Source organism: Solibacillus ferritrahens (assembly GCF_037027585.1).
GTDB lineage: Bacteria > Bacillota > Bacilli > Bacillales_A > Planococcaceae > Solibacillus > Solibacillus ferritrahens.
The window spans coordinates 231379-249662 of the sequence record NZ_JAXCLE010000003.1; the positions used below are offsets into that span (position 1 = coordinate 231379).

14 protein-coding genes are annotated in these 18284 nt (G+C 29.5%); 9 read left to right on the forward strand and 5 right to left on the reverse strand.

Going from position 1 to position 18284, the window contains the following annotated elements; translation table 11 throughout:
- Positions 1-74: 74 nt before the first annotated feature.
- The 3 genes from SNE38_RS05150 to SNE38_RS05160 all read left to right on the forward strand — a co-directional run bounded on the left by SNE38_RS05150 (position 75) and on the right by SNE38_RS05160 (position 5139).
- A complete protein-coding gene (locus SNE38_RS05150; RefSeq protein ID WP_336046022.1) occupies positions 75-1979 on the forward strand; it encodes an McrB family protein in 1905 nt (634 codons plus the stop codon).
- Positions 1963-3780, forward strand: coding sequence for a nuclease domain-containing protein (locus SNE38_RS05155; RefSeq protein ID WP_336046023.1), 1818 nt, complete (start codon positions 1963-1965; stop codon positions 3778-3780). Before SNE38_RS05150 ends, SNE38_RS05155 begins: the two co-directional genes overlap by 17 nt.
- A gap of 435 nt (positions 3781-4215) precedes the next feature.
- Complete coding sequence (locus SNE38_RS05160) at positions 4216-5139, forward strand: hypothetical protein (RefSeq protein ID WP_336046024.1); 924 nt, start codon at positions 4216-4218, stop codon at positions 5137-5139.
- Positions 5140-5178: 39 nt separating this feature from the next.
- Here the strand turns inward: SNE38_RS05160 and SNE38_RS05165 are convergent, their stop codons facing one another.
- A complete protein-coding gene (locus SNE38_RS05165; protein WP_336046025.1) occupies positions 5179-5364 on the reverse strand; it encodes a hypothetical protein in 186 nt (61 codons plus the stop codon).
- 310 nt (positions 5365-5674) lie between these two features.
- On the opposite strand from SNE38_RS05165, the gene SNE38_RS05170 reads away from it, so the two are divergent.
- On the forward strand, positions 5675-9661 hold the full coding sequence (locus tag SNE38_RS05170) for a YobI family P-loop NTPase (protein ID WP_336046026.1): 3987 nt from the start codon (positions 5675-5677) through the stop codon (positions 9659-9661).
- A gap of 927 nt (positions 9662-10588) precedes the next feature.
- Here SNE38_RS05170 and SNE38_RS05175 read toward each other — a convergent pair.
- From SNE38_RS05175 to SNE38_RS05185, 3 genes are all read right to left on the reverse strand, one after another.
- Positions 10589-10975, reverse strand: a complete 387-nt coding sequence (locus SNE38_RS05175) for a YkvA family protein (protein ID WP_336046041.1) — start codon at positions 10973-10975, stop codon at positions 10589-10591.
- 312 nt (positions 10976-11287) lie between these two features.
- The gene (locus SNE38_RS05180; RefSeq protein WP_336046027.1) at positions 11288-12343 is read right to left on the reverse strand and encodes an NERD domain-containing protein; all 1056 of its coding nucleotides are present in this window, start codon (positions 12341-12343) and stop codon (positions 11288-11290) included.
- Positions 12344-12909: 566 nt separating this feature from the next.
- Positions 12910-13053: a hypothetical protein gene (locus SNE38_RS05185; RefSeq protein WP_191703488.1), complete on the reverse strand. Its 144-nt coding sequence runs from the start codon at positions 13051-13053 to the stop codon at positions 12910-12912.
- A 401-nt stretch (positions 13054-13454) separates the two neighbouring features.
- On the opposite strand from SNE38_RS05185, the gene SNE38_RS05190 reads away from it, so the two are divergent.
- The 3 genes from SNE38_RS05190 to SNE38_RS05200 all read left to right on the forward strand — a co-directional run bounded on the left by SNE38_RS05190 (position 13455) and on the right by SNE38_RS05200 (position 15055).
- A complete protein-coding gene (locus SNE38_RS05190) occupies positions 13455-13619 on the forward strand; it encodes a hypothetical protein (protein ID WP_336046028.1) in 165 nt (54 codons plus the stop codon).
- A 387-nt stretch (positions 13620-14006) separates the two neighbouring features.
- Positions 14007-14588 (forward strand): hypothetical protein, encoded by a 582-nt coding sequence (locus SNE38_RS05195; protein WP_336046029.1) that lies wholly within the window; start codon positions 14007-14009, stop codon positions 14586-14588.
- Positions 14589-14746: 158 nt separating this feature from the next.
- Entirely contained in the window at positions 14747-15055 is a 309-nt protein-coding gene (locus SNE38_RS05200) for a restriction endonuclease (RefSeq protein ID WP_336046043.1), read from the forward strand.
- Positions 15056-15434: 379 nt separating this feature from the next.
- Here SNE38_RS05200 and hmpA read toward each other — a convergent pair whose 3' ends face one another.
- Positions 15435-16595 (reverse strand): NO-inducible flavohemoprotein, encoded by a 1161-nt coding sequence (gene hmpA / locus SNE38_RS05205; RefSeq protein ID WP_191703484.1) that lies wholly within the window; start codon positions 16593-16595, stop codon positions 15435-15437.
- 207 nt (positions 16596-16802) lie between these two features.
- On the opposite strand from hmpA, the gene SNE38_RS05210 reads away from it, so the two are divergent.
- On the forward strand, positions 16803-17252 hold the full coding sequence (locus SNE38_RS05210) for an RrF2 family transcriptional regulator (RefSeq protein WP_191703483.1): 450 nt from the start codon (positions 16803-16805) through the stop codon (positions 17250-17252).
- A 50-nt stretch (positions 17253-17302) separates the two neighbouring features.
- Positions 17303-18049: an SDR family NAD(P)-dependent oxidoreductase gene (locus SNE38_RS05215; protein ID WP_336046030.1), complete on the forward strand. Its 747-nt coding sequence runs from the start codon at positions 17303-17305 to the stop codon at positions 18047-18049.
- Positions 18050-18284 lie beyond the last annotated feature (235 nt).

Below are 18284 nucleotides of genomic sequence, written 5' to 3' on the forward strand. Positions count from 1 at the left end.
CATGCTTATAATGATTTTTTATAAATGAATTTAAAATGGATGTTAGTTTAGATTATTAGTAAAGGGGTTATTTTATGGAGTTAAATATATATTTAGTGGGTGCGTTGGCTGATGCAAGAAAATTAAAAGATTTAAATCCAAATTTATCACCAGTGAAGCCTTCTGCTCAATTTAATCAATTTCAATTTTTTATTGATATTTTAAATATAGATGATATACCTACAGAATATCAGAAGTTATTTATAAATAGATTTGTAGCTGGATATGAAAATAATATTAAGAATGCAGAATGGGAGACACTATCAGAGAGCCAAAGTTATTTTAAGGATAATCTATTTGAAGAATTTGCAAAAGATAAATTGTTTATATTTAAGCCTTATATAGATGAAAATAATTATGGTGATAAGAATATTAAAATTTCTAAGAATACTTTGAAAATAATTAAAAGACCTAAAAATATTTCTTCTACTGCAATTGGAAGCTTAATCACAATCCCTATATTTAATGATTACAATCAGTTTTCATTTGAAAAAAGACTTTTAGAATCTTCGGCAATTGGAAATTATGATTATCTTGATAAAATAACTTCATCATGTTTAGTTTCAGGAGATTATCTATATGGTGATTTTAATGATTTTGAAAAATTAAATGACGGCTGGCATGTTACTGCAGAAAATCAAATAAAAAAAATACCTTTAGATTTTGAAGCGTATAAAGATTCGATGATCATAGAGGCTCATGCTATTTATGTTGATTTTGAATTTTTTGACGATGTTATTTTACATGAGGGCTTAGCTAAACATGGTCAAGTTGTTACTCTAGATAACAAAATCAAGTTAAAAGAAGTCCAAGAAAACTTAGTAGAAGAAACTGCTGAATTATATTCTGAAAATGATTTTTTAGAAAGTCTTTTTAATTATTTAAAATATAAAAATTTAATTTTTGAGAAAAAACATGTAGTTAATTTTCATACAGCCCTAAAAACTAGAAGACTTGTTATTTTAAGTGGTGCTTCGGGTACAGGTAAATCTCAATTAGTATATAACTATGCTCAATCATTAGGTTTAGTAAATAAAGATGCAAATCAATTTAAGATGATTCCTGTTAAGCCAAACTGGAAAGATGATTCGGATTTAATAGGATTTTTAGACACAATTAATAATATTTATAGACCTTCTGAGTCTGGTTTAGTGGATACTTTAATAGAAGCAAAAAATAATAGAGATAAGCTTTATATAGTTTGTTTTGACGAAATGAATTTAGCAAAAGTTGAACATTACTTTTCTCAATTTTTAAGTGTATTGGAACTAGAAGGGGTAGAGCGTAAAATATCTCTATATAGCAAAAAGCTAGTTGGTAGAGTACTCAATGGAGAACAATATCCACATGAGTTACCAATTGCATCCAATGTACTGTTTGTTGGAACAATTAATATTGACGAAACAACTCAAACATTGTCGGATAAAGTTTTAGATAGAAGTAATTTAATTGAATTTAATATTCCTAAAGATCATATTAATAATTGGATTACTATGTTAAATGAAAATCAAATAGAACAAGTAACTAAAGAAAATAAAAATGATAAAAAAATTGTTGATGTATACCATTTTGATAATTGGTCAAATTATAAAAAAGAGATTAAATTATTAAAAGAAGAAATAGAGATTCTATCAAAAATAAATAACCTATTAATTAAAATTGATATTTCTAAAGGCATAGGATTTAGAATTTTGGATCATATAAATTCTTATATGTCTAATTTACCACTTATAAGTGATTTAAAAAGAGAAGAAGCATTTGATTTACAAATTGCACAAAAAATAGTACCTAAAATAAGGGGAACAATTGAAGAGTTAGAAACTATTATTGAAAGTAAAGAATCAATTTTAGAAATTTTTGAAGAGCAGAGGTTTGTAATAACAATTGCTGCTATAAAACGAAAGATGAAAGAGTTGAAGTTGTATGGTTATACATACTGATGATTTGCCTTTCAAAATTGAATTTATTGTATTTGGAAGAACGGAAACTGATATAAAAGACGTTTTTCAGGTTAAAAAATTTGATACTAACAAAAATTTAGATTTTGTAGATGATGTAGAATTATTTGAATATAATAGTATATCCGTTAGATTTTCAGATAACAAAAATTCTTCTAACGCCAGATTATATATGGACTGTTTTAATTTTATTGACGAAATAACAGATTCATTAGAATTGGATGAGAATGAAGTTGAGTATTTGGGGATAAATAAAGAAATTATGATACACCGCCATTTTAATAATGATGTAGGTTTTCCACTTATCCCAGGAGTATATAAAATACAAGTTAATTATGAGGAACAAAAATATTATAGTCAGTTTATAATACAACCAAATAACTTAACCGTAAATGAATATGAGATTATGATAAAAGAAATTGAGGCTCATGCAAAAGGTTTGGCTAGAGATTGGATTAAAAAAAATAATTCACTTGATATTCTGTCTGAAATTAATACTATAGACCCGACATATATAGATAAAGCAGCTATTTTAGTTAAAAAACAAAGTGCAATAAAAAATGCACTTCATGTGATTTTAAATAGTCCTTATACAGAATTAGAAAAGAAATATGAATTAATTCCTATAGCAAAGAATCGTAAAATGGATGTAAAATCTCAAAAATTAAGTCAATTAAAGAATAGTTCTTCATTATATGGGAGGGTAGCTTCCTCTGAAGGAGAAATTTATACATTTTCAATGAATAGCCAAATTTCGAATAGTGTGAATTTTAACTTGGTAAATATTATTAAAGAATTTATGGTGAAAATAAATTTTGCAAATCGCGATTTAATAAATATTGAAAGATTTGTAAATGAAGAGATTTCTATTCTACTAAAATATAAACAAAGTGAAAATATTGGCTATGAAACTAAACTTGCAATGAGACAAAAACAATTACTTAATATTAGAGAATTTAAAAGCAGTTTAAATAACTTGAATTTATTGTTTATAAAAGTATTAAATACTTCATTTTTAAAGGATATTAAAACTTTTAATAAAGTACCATTCTCTCAACAATTTTTTAAAACGCCAGGATATAATGTGTTTTATCAAATAAGGAATTTAGTTAATGGAAAGATAAGTAATAAGGTTATTGATTTGTATGACTATTCATGGAAATCTTCAGAGGTTTTATATGAATATTGGAGCTTCATTAAGATTATTGAAATGTTATTAGAATTAAAGTTTATACCATTGGAAGGATGGATTTATGATTCACCGCAAGACATCAATGAAATAGCAATTCCGAGTATAGCGGATGACACATATATAGTATTTCAAAGAGGAGATATATTAATAAAATTCATTTTTAACTCTGAAATTGGAAAAACACCGGAAAAAGCAATAAATAAACAATCACCTTATTGGATTAGATCAAGCAGAAATAAACCAGATTTCCGTATAGATATATATGAAAAAGAGGAATTTTTGAAAACAATTATATTAGATTCCAAATATAGTCCTGCAAATAGAGTATGGAACAAAAATATTGCCAATGCATCAAAACAAAGTAAAGTTGTAGAACAATTTAAAATGTATGTAAATATGGTTATAAAAGTAAATACAAGGAATCAACATGTGGTTGAAGAAGTAATAGGATTGTGCCCAACGAAAATTAATAAAACGACTTTAGAAACCGATCATGATCATTTGGTTACAATTGCGACATTAAAACCAGGACTAAAAAATGATTTACTTTTAGAAAGATTAAATAATCTGATAGGTGGTAGCAACAAGTAATAAATATGATATTTTAAAGTTAAAACAGATTATGCCTATGTGATTTCCAAGCTTGGATTAAATAAGTATACTAATTTACCAAGAATAGCAGTCAGAAAAGTCTAATCTCAAGCTATATTAGATTTCTATCCTACATCGTATATGGTGTAGGATTTTTTTATTGCTCACCTTCTTCCACTAATCATTAACCTTCTTCAATGGCTTCGTTCTCCTCCTTTAAAATGTTAGCTAAATAACATTGAAAATAAATTTAGATGTAAAACATATTTTTTTGGAATAGTTTCTCTCGAAACTTTGTAGAATGAAAAGTCACTTGAAATATGAGCAGTTAAGAGACGTAAATATGCGGGTGAATTGGCGTAAGAAAGAAACGGCAATCCGTTGATATAACTACGTTAAATAGACAATCATCTGCTACAAAAGAGGAGGGAAAATATGATTCATACAGCAGAGTTATCAATACAACTAGATTACGAACATATAAATTTTAGAAAGGATCACTTTGGCAAGGAACCGATAAACAAAATTTTACACAGGCATATGATTAAAGGGGTTAGTAGTGTGGAATATTCAAATAACCTAAATGCATTTTGTAAGATGGTAATAGATATTCCCTTGATTTTAAATAATGGGAATGTAGAAGAAAGGGATTATGAGCAAGTTGAACGTTATATTAAAAGAGCATTGAGTGTCGTTTATGGGGATGAGCAGTTATTCAAGAATCATAATCTTAGTAGAGTTGATTATCGATTTGATATTGAGGTTTCCGATGAAAATATTAGGAAGATTTACTTTGAATTATTCAGGAAGTTAAAAAAGAAAAAGGCTCACTTGGAAAAAAAGATTTATTTTACTTCACAATATCATCAATGTAAAAGCATTCATACTATCTCTTATGATAAGGAACAAGAGCGAAGAGATAAAAAAGAATATGTGGAGTTGTGGGAAAGAGGGATGATGAGATTTGAAGTGTGTGTTAAAAAAGATCATTTGAAGTACAAAAAATATAAAAAAGGAGAGCTACGGTTTTTGAAGGATTATTTTAAAAAAGAAAAATACACCAACTATATGAACAAGTACATTTTGAACATTTTCCCTACTGGTGATTTTTATTCTTATCCTAAGTTAGAGACAATGGTTGCTGCAATAAATTTATCAATTAGAGAAAAAACAGAAATGAAAAAATTCGCAAAGTATGTTTCTAAAGGAAACTTAGATACACCTACTAAGCATTATTCAGATAGCACCTATCGAAAATATCTGAAACTGTTCAATAAGCATGGAATAAATCCGATTACGATTCCGCCTAAGTACAAGCTGGATTATTTAGAAAGCTTAGTGAAGCTGGCTGTCTTGTAAATAGGGGAATTTCTTCACTGAAAAGCAAAATACCATTGCCTAGGATGTACTAAGCGATGGTATTTTCTGTTTGCCAATAGAGTGGTCCTTTGAAATGTTCAACAGATCGAATGTTGTTGATAGAATAATTTTTTTCATGTCTGTACTTATTAATACACCACTGTAAAAGACATCTTGCTCTAGCAAAAATGATTGCAATTCCAATTTATCATCTACTACGTTCATATCCACAATTCCTTTCAAATTGTCATGAAGACACCATTTTTATTGTTTGTTTACTATAAGTAGGAAGTTATAGTAATATTCCGTTTTGTTCTCCTTATTTTTGCGGTTTTTGCAGAAAATTCAGTAGAAAAAAGATTTAATTATAGAGATATATACGATTAGGTATTTTGGTTGTATATGGAAAATATGTTATGATCAAATTGTCATATAACCGATGTGATATTATGACGGCAAAATTATAACCAAGAAATAGTGATATTTATTACAACGTTAGTGAAAATTAATATAATAATTAAAGTGGTGAATATTAATGGACGATTTGGAATTTAGAAGTCTTATACCTGACACTGAATTAGATAATAAAAAACAACCCTATATAGATGCTATTAAATGGGCTATTAATAATCCAGAAATAAAGAACATAGCAATTACTGGGGCTTATGGGGCAGGTAAAAGTAGTATAATTGATACTTTTATTAAACATAAAAATATGGAAAAGAGTACTGTTAAAATCTCAATAGCTACATTTGATAAAGAGTCAATAAAAAATGCTACAGATGAAGTAAACAATATACCCATTGAAAATGTATTAGAACAACAAATATTGCAGCAATTATTTTACAAGATAGAACCAGATAAAATCCCTTTTTCCCAATTTACTAGAATCAATGAGATTAATAAATATAAAGCTCTTTCTCTCATTTCCTTTATTTTTTTTATGTGTATTATTGGATATCTAATTTTATTTAAAGATGGACTTAATAAAGGATTGGAGTTATTTATCTCGAAAGATATAAATAAAACGATCTTAGTTTCATTAGTAGGTATCAGTCTTTTTGTGTTGTTTACATTATTAATATATTTATGTGTATTGATAATCCAAAAATTAGGACTAAGCAAATTTGGTTTTGGAAATACATCAATTGAAGTTGTGACAAAAGATAACAACACTGTGTTTAATAGATATTTAGATGAGATAATTTACTTCTTTCAACAATCTAAATTTCAATATGTTGTATTTGAAGATTTAGATAGATTTGAAAATATAGGGATTTATGAAAGATTAAAAGGATTAAATATTATCTTAAACGGGACAAAACAATTAGAGAAACAAAATATTACTTTTATATATGCGTTAAAGGATGATTTGTTTACTAATAACGATGGCAAACATGATATTTATAATAGAACTAAATTTTTTGATTTTATAATTCCAACTATTAAAGTTGCACATAGTTCTAATGCTGAAAGTTTATTACTAAGTATATTATCTAATGAATTTATTAGTGAAGAAAAGCCAAATGGGCTTACTAAAGACTTTATTGAAGATATAGCTTTATTTATTAATGATATGAGGATATTAATTAATATCTGTAATGAATATAAAATTTATAAGGAAGCATTAAATAATAATAGTATTACTTTAAATAGATTATTTGCTTTTATAGTTTACAAGAATATTTATCCTGGTGATTATTCTAAACTTTTAAATAATGATGGTAAATTGTTCGGGATATTAAATATAAGGGGTAAAATAATAGATCAAATTGAAAATGATATTCAAGAAATACAGCATAAAATAAATTTGGGTATTCAATCAGATTTGTATAATCCAACGGACATAGCAATATTATTCAATTTGAAGAAAAAAGAAGAATTAAGGTATTTAAATAAAATAAGTATTCATAATTCATCTGGAGAATTTATTCAATCTATAGAGGCCAAAAACAGTTTTCATCCTGATATTATTCATTTTACAGGTCTATTTGAAATTTGTATGGGATTAAAAAATGATTTTACCGTTCATCTTTATCGATCAAATCATCAACCTATAACAAAGAAGGGAAATGATTTTTTTTCTACTGTAGCTGATGGTAACTTTTTGGAGAGATTTAAGGGGATATATTACAAATCAGAAACGGAAAATTTACAGAATGATAAAGAAGAATTGCAAAAGAAAATACAAAGAATAAAAAGAGAATCATTATCTAAATTAATAAAAAACGGCGATTTGGAAAGTGAATTACTAGAAAATTTAAAAAGTGGTAGTGAATTAATTTACTTTTTAATACGTAATGGATGGATAGACGAATCATACGAAGATTACCTATCTTATTTTTATGTTGGAAGTTTATCAAATAATGATATGAAATTTTTAAAGGCGGTTAGAAACGGTACAATTTTAGAAGTTGATTTTACTTTATCCAATCTTTCAAAAATAATAGAAAGAATCAAATTAGAAGATATATCTTCTAATGCAATATTCAATTATAATTTGTTTGAGTATATGATAAAAAATTCAGAAAAATATGGATATAAGCTGAATAAAATGATATTGCATATGTTTAATAATAATGATGAAGGAATTAAAAATTATTATGGATTTATTGAATACTCATACAAAAATCAAGAATATAAAATAATAGGCGATTTATTTAATTTTTTAAAGAGAATCGATATTCATTTTTGGATTCATACAAAAGATAAATTAGATAGTGTTCAAAAGCAAAATTACCTGTATTTTATAATCAGTAGTTGGAATTTTATTATCCCTGATGAATTCGACTTGGAGGGGCTGGAAAGTTTAAAGGAGTATACTGAAGAGCAGTATTTACCAAGTTTATATGAAAATTGTTCAAAAGATTGCATTCAAAAATTTTCTGATAATTTAAATGTGAAATATAAAAATATATCTACATTAAATTTAGAAAACTGCTCATATATACTTAAACATAATTTATTTGAAATAAATAAGATAAATATGGAACATTTACTTCAAGAGATAAATATAAAAAATGCAATTGAAAATGAGCTTTTTGGTATTTATATTGAAGAGAATATAGAAACTTTTATTTACAATGTTATTAATACTTTAGATAGTTATATAGAGGACGAGACAGTACTTACCAATTATTTAAATAATGAAAAAATATCTGATAAAGCTAAATTTATTTTGGTGGAAAAATATTCCGAAAAATTAAATGATCTTTCAAAATTGCATTCAGTAAATGAAGTTGTACGTAAAAATAAATTTAAATCTAACGTAAATAATTTAGATTTTATATTAAACCATGAAGATAGCGATAGCATTATAAACTTTAATGAAATCTTTAATAATCCTTTAAATCTTACGGAGTTATTAAATGATAAGGAGAATATTTACAAACTCGAGGATGATAATTATCTAAGATTAATGAATGAATTGATTATTAGTGAAAATATTGATAGGGATATACTTCTAGATTTAGTGGGGAATTCTTTCTACATTATGATTGAACCTACAGTGATTAGTAATACCTCAACTGGTATTATTGAAAAGTTAGAAGCATTAATAAGTATTGATGCCGTTTATTGGTCTATAGAGGTATATAAGTTTATTTATTCTTCAACAGAAAAACAAATCTCATTATCATATTTATATAATGCAATTGAATTGTACAATAAGGATGGAATACAGGAATTGCAAGGAGACTTAGTGTATTTGAATTCAGAAGGGTTATTACCATGGTCAGAAAAGTTAGTTAATGTATTGATTAAGGAATTTGAATTTATAAATGATGACATGGTAAATTATTTTAATCTAGTTAGTTCTGAAGTCTCAGAAGAATATATCTTAAGGGAACTAAATGGAAATTTACCTTTATCAACAATATTAAATTTTAAATGGAACTCAGAAAAAGCAAATACAGCTTATTTTATTGCCTTATTTAAGAACGGTTTATCAAGTGATGATATTAAAATTCAAATAAACGAAGCTAATTATTGGGATAAAGAAATATATGATGAATTGTTTAATCTCTCGAAAGAGTATGCAATACAATATGCATTAAATCAAGAATCCCAACTTAATGATTGTATTTTCTCTCAGGAAGATTTCGATTTATTTACGAAGGAAAATTTTGATGATAATCTAATTATTAATTTATTTAACTATAATAAATTTGAATCAAGTTTAGATTTTAGAAATTGGTTACTTAAAAAACATAGATATGAGAGAATTTTTGAGTTTCATAATAGTGAGAAAGTAGTGAGCAGTTTTGTAAAACAAGAAAATATTTCAAAAATAACTAAATCCTATATTGAGAAAGCAAACTTATCTAGGACTCAGATTTTTGAATTGTTTTCTAAACTTAAACCTCCATTTAATTCCATTGGATTAAGAAAAGGAAATCGTATCCCTTACTCTAATGAGGAAAATAATTTAGAACTAATGAATTTACTAGCTGAAAGGGAAATTGTGTCTCCAAAAATTACGATTACAGAAGAGGAAATAATAATAAATAATAAAATGAAGTAGAAGGCTGCTTAACTTTTATGAGATTTAAACCATATTGTGGAGAATAGGATTAGTGTATCAGCTGTAGGGGCTAGTGTTACTGGTGCTACTACATTTGCTCTAGGATACGAAGTTAAGTATATGTTGAAAAAAATATAGAAATAGACGCTGAACAATTAAAATCGATATATGTTTTTTGCAAAACAGAATTGCTATGGGTATAATTTTGGATGAACTAAAATTCACTTATATAAGTACACAAATGTTTCTTAAATAACATTTTATTCAAACCAATCTAGTAATCCAGGATGTGTAGAGGTTTCACAATTTTTGTTAACTTTGTGCATTTAGCAATAAGAACAAGCTAGTCTCCCTGTATGGGTATTTTTTGTGCGGTGTTAACACGTCTGGCTATAATCTGGCTAATAATAATTTAAAGTGCTTGGAAACGTTGGTATGACTAGGTTTATACGCAATTAGTTCAAATTCCCACCGTCTCCATACTATATAGTCGTCAGAAATGGCGTTATATGTGACATAAAGCATAAGTTTTCCAATTGAACAGCTTATGCTTTATTTTTTAAAGTTAAATTTTTTAGTATCGATGTTAATTACCTTATTTCTTCAATGTATAATCAAGAAGTGCAATTGAGCATTTGCTTTAGATTCAAAATAAAAATTACAACCAAACAAAAAAATTTAAAGTAATTGTTTTTTCCCACATGTAAACTATTGAAGATTTAGACTAACCATAGTATTAATTTCTTCATTTTTAGTTACAGTTTATATTCTCACATAGCTATTTGAGGTTAGTACCAAGCGGTTGAACTAATAACATTTGATTTGAAGATATATATATATATATATATATCCAAGACCTGTTGTCCAATGGTAATCAAAAGCATAGTCACTACCAACCCCAAACCATTGAAGTTTAAACAATAATATCTAAGCTAATTTATCATCTACATCTGAGGTATCTATATCTTCACCAAACCAATCTTTGAGTTTTTCTTTGGCTTTATTTTTAACATCAGCATCAATATACATTGCTACTTGCCATAAAGCTATAAGTAGTACTCCTATATCATCTGTATAGCCTATTCCTGGTATTGGATCTGGAATCAAGTCTATAGGTAAAATAAAGTAACCTAATGCTCCAATTATAATCGTTTTATTTTTTGCAGGTACCTCTTCCTTTTGTAAAACAAAATAAAGAAGTAGCGTCGCATAAATTGCAGTTGAACCAACTTTTTTAGCGTATTTCTTTATCTTATTCCAAAGCCCATCTTCTGAATAATGCTTACTAAATTTTTTGATTTTTTCTTCATCCATCGCCTCGGCATTACTTTTTAAGTCTTCAATTTCTTCATTACTAAGCAATTTTATTTCATCTACTTGTTCTTTCTTTTTTAATTTCTCAAACATTTTAAATCCTCCTAGTCTTTAATAAATGTAATTTTTAGAAAAAATAATGTAGGGTTTATAATTTCGAAAAGGGACTTATGGTAAAAAAATAAAATTATACCTGTTTTTTGTATATCGATTAACATTTTAACATAAATCCCCTAAACTATTTCAAAATGTTATTTTTAATATTTAGGGGTTCTCATTCTACTTGAAAAATAATACACAGTAATCAATTTATCACTGATGCTTTTGTATAATTTCAATTATCTCCGCACCAAAAGAATTTATTTTCATTTCACCAAGTCCGATAACTGATTTTAATTCGTCTAGGCTTCTTGGTTGCTTTAGTAATAAATCGTATAGTGTTTTATTAGTAAAGATGTGAAATGCTTTCATGTTTCTTTCCGTTGCTAATTTCATACGGTATTTTTTTAAAGCTTCTTCTAAATCTGCATGATTCTGTGTGACGGGTGTAATGGATACGCTACTTTCATTTTGGTTATTTATAGTTTCTTCTAAAAGTTTGATCTCCACTGTGTCCATTTCTTCACCACTATTCGTAATTTTAAAATGAGAGTCTTTGATATATTCGCTCATTTCTCTCATACGATTGTCCATAAAGTGAACTGGAGAAGGCTTTTTTAGTTCTCTTTTTATAAACTCAACTAAGCCGTCTACGCGCAGTATTTTATCCTTTACTTGTTTACTAGCTTTTTTTGTATTTATAATGGTTCTGTTATTTGTAAAAACAACTACACTTTTTATGGGTGTTTGATTAACTGCCCCCATAACCTTCATATATGATTCAAATATTTCGGCTTGTCTTTCCACTTGGCGAACGGGACTATAGAATCCCTCCTGAAATGTTAATTTATTGCCTTTATACACTTGTCGAATGAATTCATCTTTCTCATTGACTAAAATATTGCCATAGTAATTTTTCACTTCAATTAGTAACAAAAACTTTCTTGTAAGCACTACAAAGTCTATTTGAGCCTTTAAATCATTGTGGGCGACTCGAACATCGTGCAGAATATGTAATGGTAGAAATGAATTTTGTAATTCAAAAAGAACGCTGTTTTCACCTTTTAAACCTAGTTCTATTAGCTTTATTTTTTCATTAAGGGATTTATGAGCTTTTACATCTTTTGTATATTCTAATTCTTTTTTATATTGATCAATTATCTGAACACTTTCTGTCGATTCTTTTATAAGGATGGGGGTCTTTAAGTTTTCTTTATCCGTAAAAGCATTTGCAACTCTTTTCAGAAAGCCAACCTGTTTAAATTCCATGCAATTTTAACCTCCGAGTATTGCTAAAATAAAATGTATATAATTTACATTTTAGCACAAATATTCAATGTATATTAGGTGGCATAGAAATCTACAGTAAATGTTGAGGCTTTCTCTGTTTTTAGGAGGGAAGGTGGTGATGGTGAGGGGGGCTCTTCACAGAATAAGATAAAAAGGGGGATTGCAGGGTGCATTTTCACTTTTTGTCTTAACTGAACTAATTATATCCAGGCCTCTTCTTCAGCCGCTTCGTGAGATAAAAAAGGGCTATATCGTAGATTCAATTAAAGATTTAATACCTGTTTGCCCAAATTGCCACTCGATGCTTCATCGCAAAGAAAAGGGATCGCTTCACCTGTCGATAATTCATGCAACAGACAAAATTCTAATTCTTACGGCAGTTCATCATCATGTTCATACGATCGTAGTTCTTCATCTGATTCTGTTTCATCTTCCTATGATTAATCTGTGGAAGGCGAAGGGGGGAATGCTCTATTAATTAATAGAAAAAACAGCCAAAGTTTCATTGGCTGTCAGAACTGCTTGGTTATTAAATATAAACAATACTAAGGTCTTTCTTGATGAGGTTTAGAAGCTGGAGTACCACTACCACCGCCATTATCATAGGCACTAGCAGACAATGTAGTTCCACCTACTAATATTGCTGAAAGACATAGAGCGGAGACGATAATTTTAAAAGTTTTTTTCATATTCTTCTTCCTTTCTAATTGTTTAAATAAATACTACCATGTAATAAATGTTAAATATATGGTCAATTAGGAATATTCTTCCAACAATGTTCGACATAGAAAAGTCGATTCAATACACCTTCTTCCCTAGAAAAAGAGGTGAAACCGTCTTGGGCTCTAGATAGTAGAATATTTTACTTTCATTAATATGGAAGAGATATATAGTGTAGAAACTGAATGATGCAGAAATAACAGAATTAAATGAACAATTTTTCCAAGCAATGGGAAAAATTGTTGAAATTTTTTCTCATCTTACATCAGAAGTACAAAATTAAATTTTTTAGAAATTAAAAGGATATTTAACAAATAATGGAGAATTAAGCGGTTGTAAGATGAATTATTGAATAGAGGAGGAGATTATATTGATGAAAAAGAAAAAATCGTTATGGTCAGTTTTTGTTGGGGCTCTTCTGCTTATGAGTTTGTCATTTGGTACGGGAGCTAGTGCTATGGATGAAGATGTAGGAGGAGGCGGTGGTTGGAAAGAACCGCCATATTGTATTAAGGGCAAGGGCTGTGCACATTAAATTTAAATTCTCATCAAGGCACTCATTTACGTGGGTGCCTTTTCTTATGCATTGAAAACTGTATATCATGCAGTTATGTGAATGATTATTTGTCATTTTGTAATAAATAGAAATTAGTTACTCGAATAGATAATTAATACTCCTATGAAGGAAAAGTAGATAATAATGTGTATACAAATTTTGATATATTGTTTAAAATTAGTATAAATAAAGTACAATTTGACTAATCTTGTGTTAATTAGTGAGGAAAAGTACTTAGTTACGAGGTAATGTAGTAAATTATTTGGAAAATATGCAAAATAATACATATTTAAAACAATCTATTGATGCAACATGGAAATACTTAAATAGCATACACACAAACTTTGAAAATAAAAAGGTGAAAAAATGAGACTAGTATTAAAAGATAAAAATATGAGTATAAAATACAATCAGATAAAAAACACCTACCAAATATCTATTGGTTTTCAGAAATTTACGAATCAGTTGAAAGATTTAAGTAAAAGTAATATATTCTTTTCAACCAATAAACAGAATGTAACTGTGGATGGCTTTATAGCTTTAAGTGATTCATTATATATCCGGATATTGATTATTCATAAATTGGGCTCCATCGCGAAAGTTGATAAGGATATTAGTAATAGAAACTTAGTGAAAATCAAAATTGATGCTCAAAAAGAGAATATAATAATCAGCATTTTTCCGGGAATTTTCAAAGAGTTGTCGCTTGAATATTTTGAAAGTAAGGTTAACTTTAAATCTACTTTACTTAATAATTTCTATATGGATTTATCCTTAGCTTCAAGCCAAGAAATTATCATGGAAAGGTGGGATAAAGTCTCTACACCGAATCAAAATGCTTTAAATAAGGATCTCAAAGTATCAGACATTAATAGATTCAGTAATAGTCAGAACACTGATGGAAATCGAAAGAAAAATGAATTTCTTACGGACTCTTTTTTGTACTAAGTTAAATATATTATAGAAGCAACGGATTTCTATCATTTCTAAAACCCTTGTACACTCAAGGGTTTTTAATTTTGTGAGTCATTGAAGCATAATTTCCAATTTTGAAATAGGTAAAAAAATACAAAAAATCCCTATCATTTATGAAGGGTTTAGATAGGATTAAATTAGTGATTAAGGATGCATTTGGCTTTGAGCAGCCTATCATTAAAGTGCAAGTAAAGCATCGGAAATCAACAGCTGGTTCACCTGAAATTCAGCAATTATTAGGAGCAAATCCGTTAAAAGCAAATTGCTTATTTGTCTCTACGGGTGGATTTACTTCACAAGCTATGATTGTAGCGAAGCAAAATTCGGTTAAATTGGTTGATTTGGAGGAACTCGTGCAATTAATTATTGAATGGTACGAATTGATGCCAAATGATACAAGGGCATTGCTGCCATTGCAAAAAATGTATGTGCCTGAATAGTTGAAATGACAGGTGACTAGTGTAATTACTTTAGGGGAGTTTTCCGTTGTTATAGGAGAGGTTGGACAAAACTAAAACTATCATTTTCTTCTCACAGAGAAAAATAATGGTTTTTGCTATAGTAAAATTGATTTGCATTCTGGGTATGCTTTCCACGGGCGTGGCCTTACACGAAAGTTTCAGGCGTCACGCTATTCCCATAGGAAGCTATGCTTATAGTGAAAGTCGTCTGCCGTCAGCTACTCTGGCCCCCTCCGATTCCAATCTTTTAACCCGGCCTCTTTTCTTAATTAGATGACTTGTTAATGCAATAAAAGCCAGTCCCGACAAAACCGGCAACTGGCTGTTTCTTCATATTATATAAGGGTTTTGCAATAACTTAAGCCGTCTTCTTAATCTGCAATGCCATCGCAGCACCGAAGAACTCATAGTGAATTTTATCTCCAGGTACACCTAGCTCGACTAAGTATTGAATGACTGTTTCCATGAATGCAGTTGGACCACATACATACACTTCCATACCTGGTACAAGGAATTCCTCGATTTGAGCTTTTGTTACATAGCCATCTAGATCCGAATAAACTGCTTTGTATTTACCGTCTGTAGCTGCTACATTTTGTTCGATTGATTCTTTAAACGCTGCTACATTTTCGTTGCGGGCACATTGGATGAATGATGCTTGGCGGCCTTCCATTGTTTTAAGCATGCCTTGTAGTGGTGTTACACCAACACCGCCGCTAATAAATAGAACAGGGCTATCATTTTGTACTAATGTGAACACACCTGCTGGAGCACTTACATCGACTTTCGTGCCGATTTCTGCGTTATGCAGGAAGTTTGAAACAATGCCGTTTGGTGTTACATCGTCTTCACGTTTAACAGAAATGCGGAAATAGTCTTCCGTTCCATCAGTAAGTGTGTATTGACGGTTCATTAAGAACTCTTCACCCGGTACTTGCGTACGTAATGTAATGAATTGACCCGCTTTGAATACAGGTAATTTCTCTCCGTCAGCAGGTTTTAAATAGAAGGATTTCACTGCTTCGCTTTCTTCCACAACTTTTTCAATCGTAAAATCTTTGAATAAGCGCCATCCTCCAGCGTTTTCTGTAGCTTGGTATAAATCTTCCTCCACTGAAATAAATACATCCGCAATGACGCCGTATGCTTTTGCCCATGCATCGATAATGTCATCAGTAGCTGCGTCTCCAAGTACTTCTTTAATCGCTGCTAATAAATATTTACCTACAATTGGATAATGCTCTGGTAAAATACCTAAGCTTACGTGTTTATGTGCAATTTGAACAACAGCTGGAACGATTGCCTCTAGGTTATCGATGTGAACTGCTGCTGCATACACTGTGTTTGCTAAAGCTGTTTGCTGACGGTCTTTCTTTTGGTTTGTATGGTTAAAAATGTTCAGTAATTGTGGATTGTCTTTAAATAGATTTGAATAGAAAGTTTTTGTAATAGCTAATCCGTGTACCTCCAATACTGGTACTGTAGATTTAATTGTATCAATTGTTTGTTGTGCTAACATAAAGCGCACGTCCCCTCAAAATTTGGTTAGTTTCTTTCTTGCACACTCAATATACTGCTGAGTAAAGTTTAAAGCAATATGAAAAATACATCTTTAACAAATCTGTCACAAACATATATCTAAAATACATCTTTTAAAATTAAGTCGTTCTAGTCGACCAAACCTTATAAAATGTTATACTGAAAGTGAAGAAAGATGGTGAACAGCGTGCGCTTAACAGTATATACAGATTATTCTTTACGTACGCTCATGTATTTAGGTGTACGTGGTAGAGAACATTTAGTGACAATCCAGGAAATTGCAGATGCGTATCAAATTTCCAAAAATCATTTAATGAAAGTTACTTATGATTTAGGACAGCACGGATATATTGAAACAATACGTGGACGCGGAGGCGGGATCCGTCTGGCACTAGATCCGGCACAAATTAATATCGGTGAGGTTGTTCGTAAAACGGAAGAGGATTTTCACATAGTTGAATGTTTTAATCCTGAAAGCAATCTTTGCAAAATATCACCCGAGTGTAGGTTGAAATTTGCATTGGCTGAAGCATTAAAAGCTTATTTAGCTGTACTTGATTCCTATACATTGGCAGATGTTCTCGTATCGACAGACATTTTAAGTGAATTATTTGGTATAAACGAAACTAGTAAATAACTGTTTACTAGTTTTTTAATATAAAAAAACATTGGTAAAAAGGGGAAATTATGAAAAAAACAATCTTTATAACGGGTGCTACAAGCGGCATCGGACGAATTACGACGGAAATGCTTGTAAAGGCGGGGCATACGGTCTATGCAACCGGACGAAACGAAAGTGCATTAAAATATTTGGAAAGTATCGGGGCAATCGCATTTAAAGCGGATTTACGGATTCCTACTGATATAGATTATGTAATATCCAAATTACCGGCGATAGATGTAGCGATATTAAATGCGGGACTGGGCTATTTTGAGAGCGCGGTGAATCTATCCGATCAGGAAATCGATACAATGCTCGATGTCAATGTGCGTGCACCTATCCATTTAACGAAAAGATTGGCACCTGTCATGATTGAAAAAAACAGCGGTCATTTTATATTTGTTGGTTCGCAGGCAGGGAAGGTTGCAACAAAAAAAGCGAGTGTATATGCAGCGAGTAAACATGCAATAACAGGTTTTGTGAATGGCCTTCGATTGGAGCTTAGCGATCACAACATATTTGTTACAGGAATTTATCCTGGTCCAATTGATACGCCTTTTCTTCAAAAAGCGGATGCATCCAACGTTTACCGTGATGCAATTGAGAAGTTTTTAATTCAACCGGAAAAGGTTGCTTTTGAAATAGTGCGTGCCATTGAGAAAAAACCACGTGAAGTGAACTTACCTCGTATCATGGGGGTAACGAGTAAGCTGTATGCAGTAGCACCTGTACTCGTCGAATTATTAGGAAAAGGATTTTTTAATAAGAAATAAGGAAGTTATGTGAATTCTATTGAATGTATTTTTATAGAATTCACTTTTTAAATTCATGCAAATATTAGCATTTTTATGCAAAAACGAGTAAGTACTGAAACCATGAAAATAAATGTTTTTTGATAGTACAAAAAACTCTAAAATTTTATATAAATGCAGTTGCGTTTATTTTTATAACATGGTACTATTCGTGTATAAACTTTTATTACATTGTATAAACATACATCATTTGGAG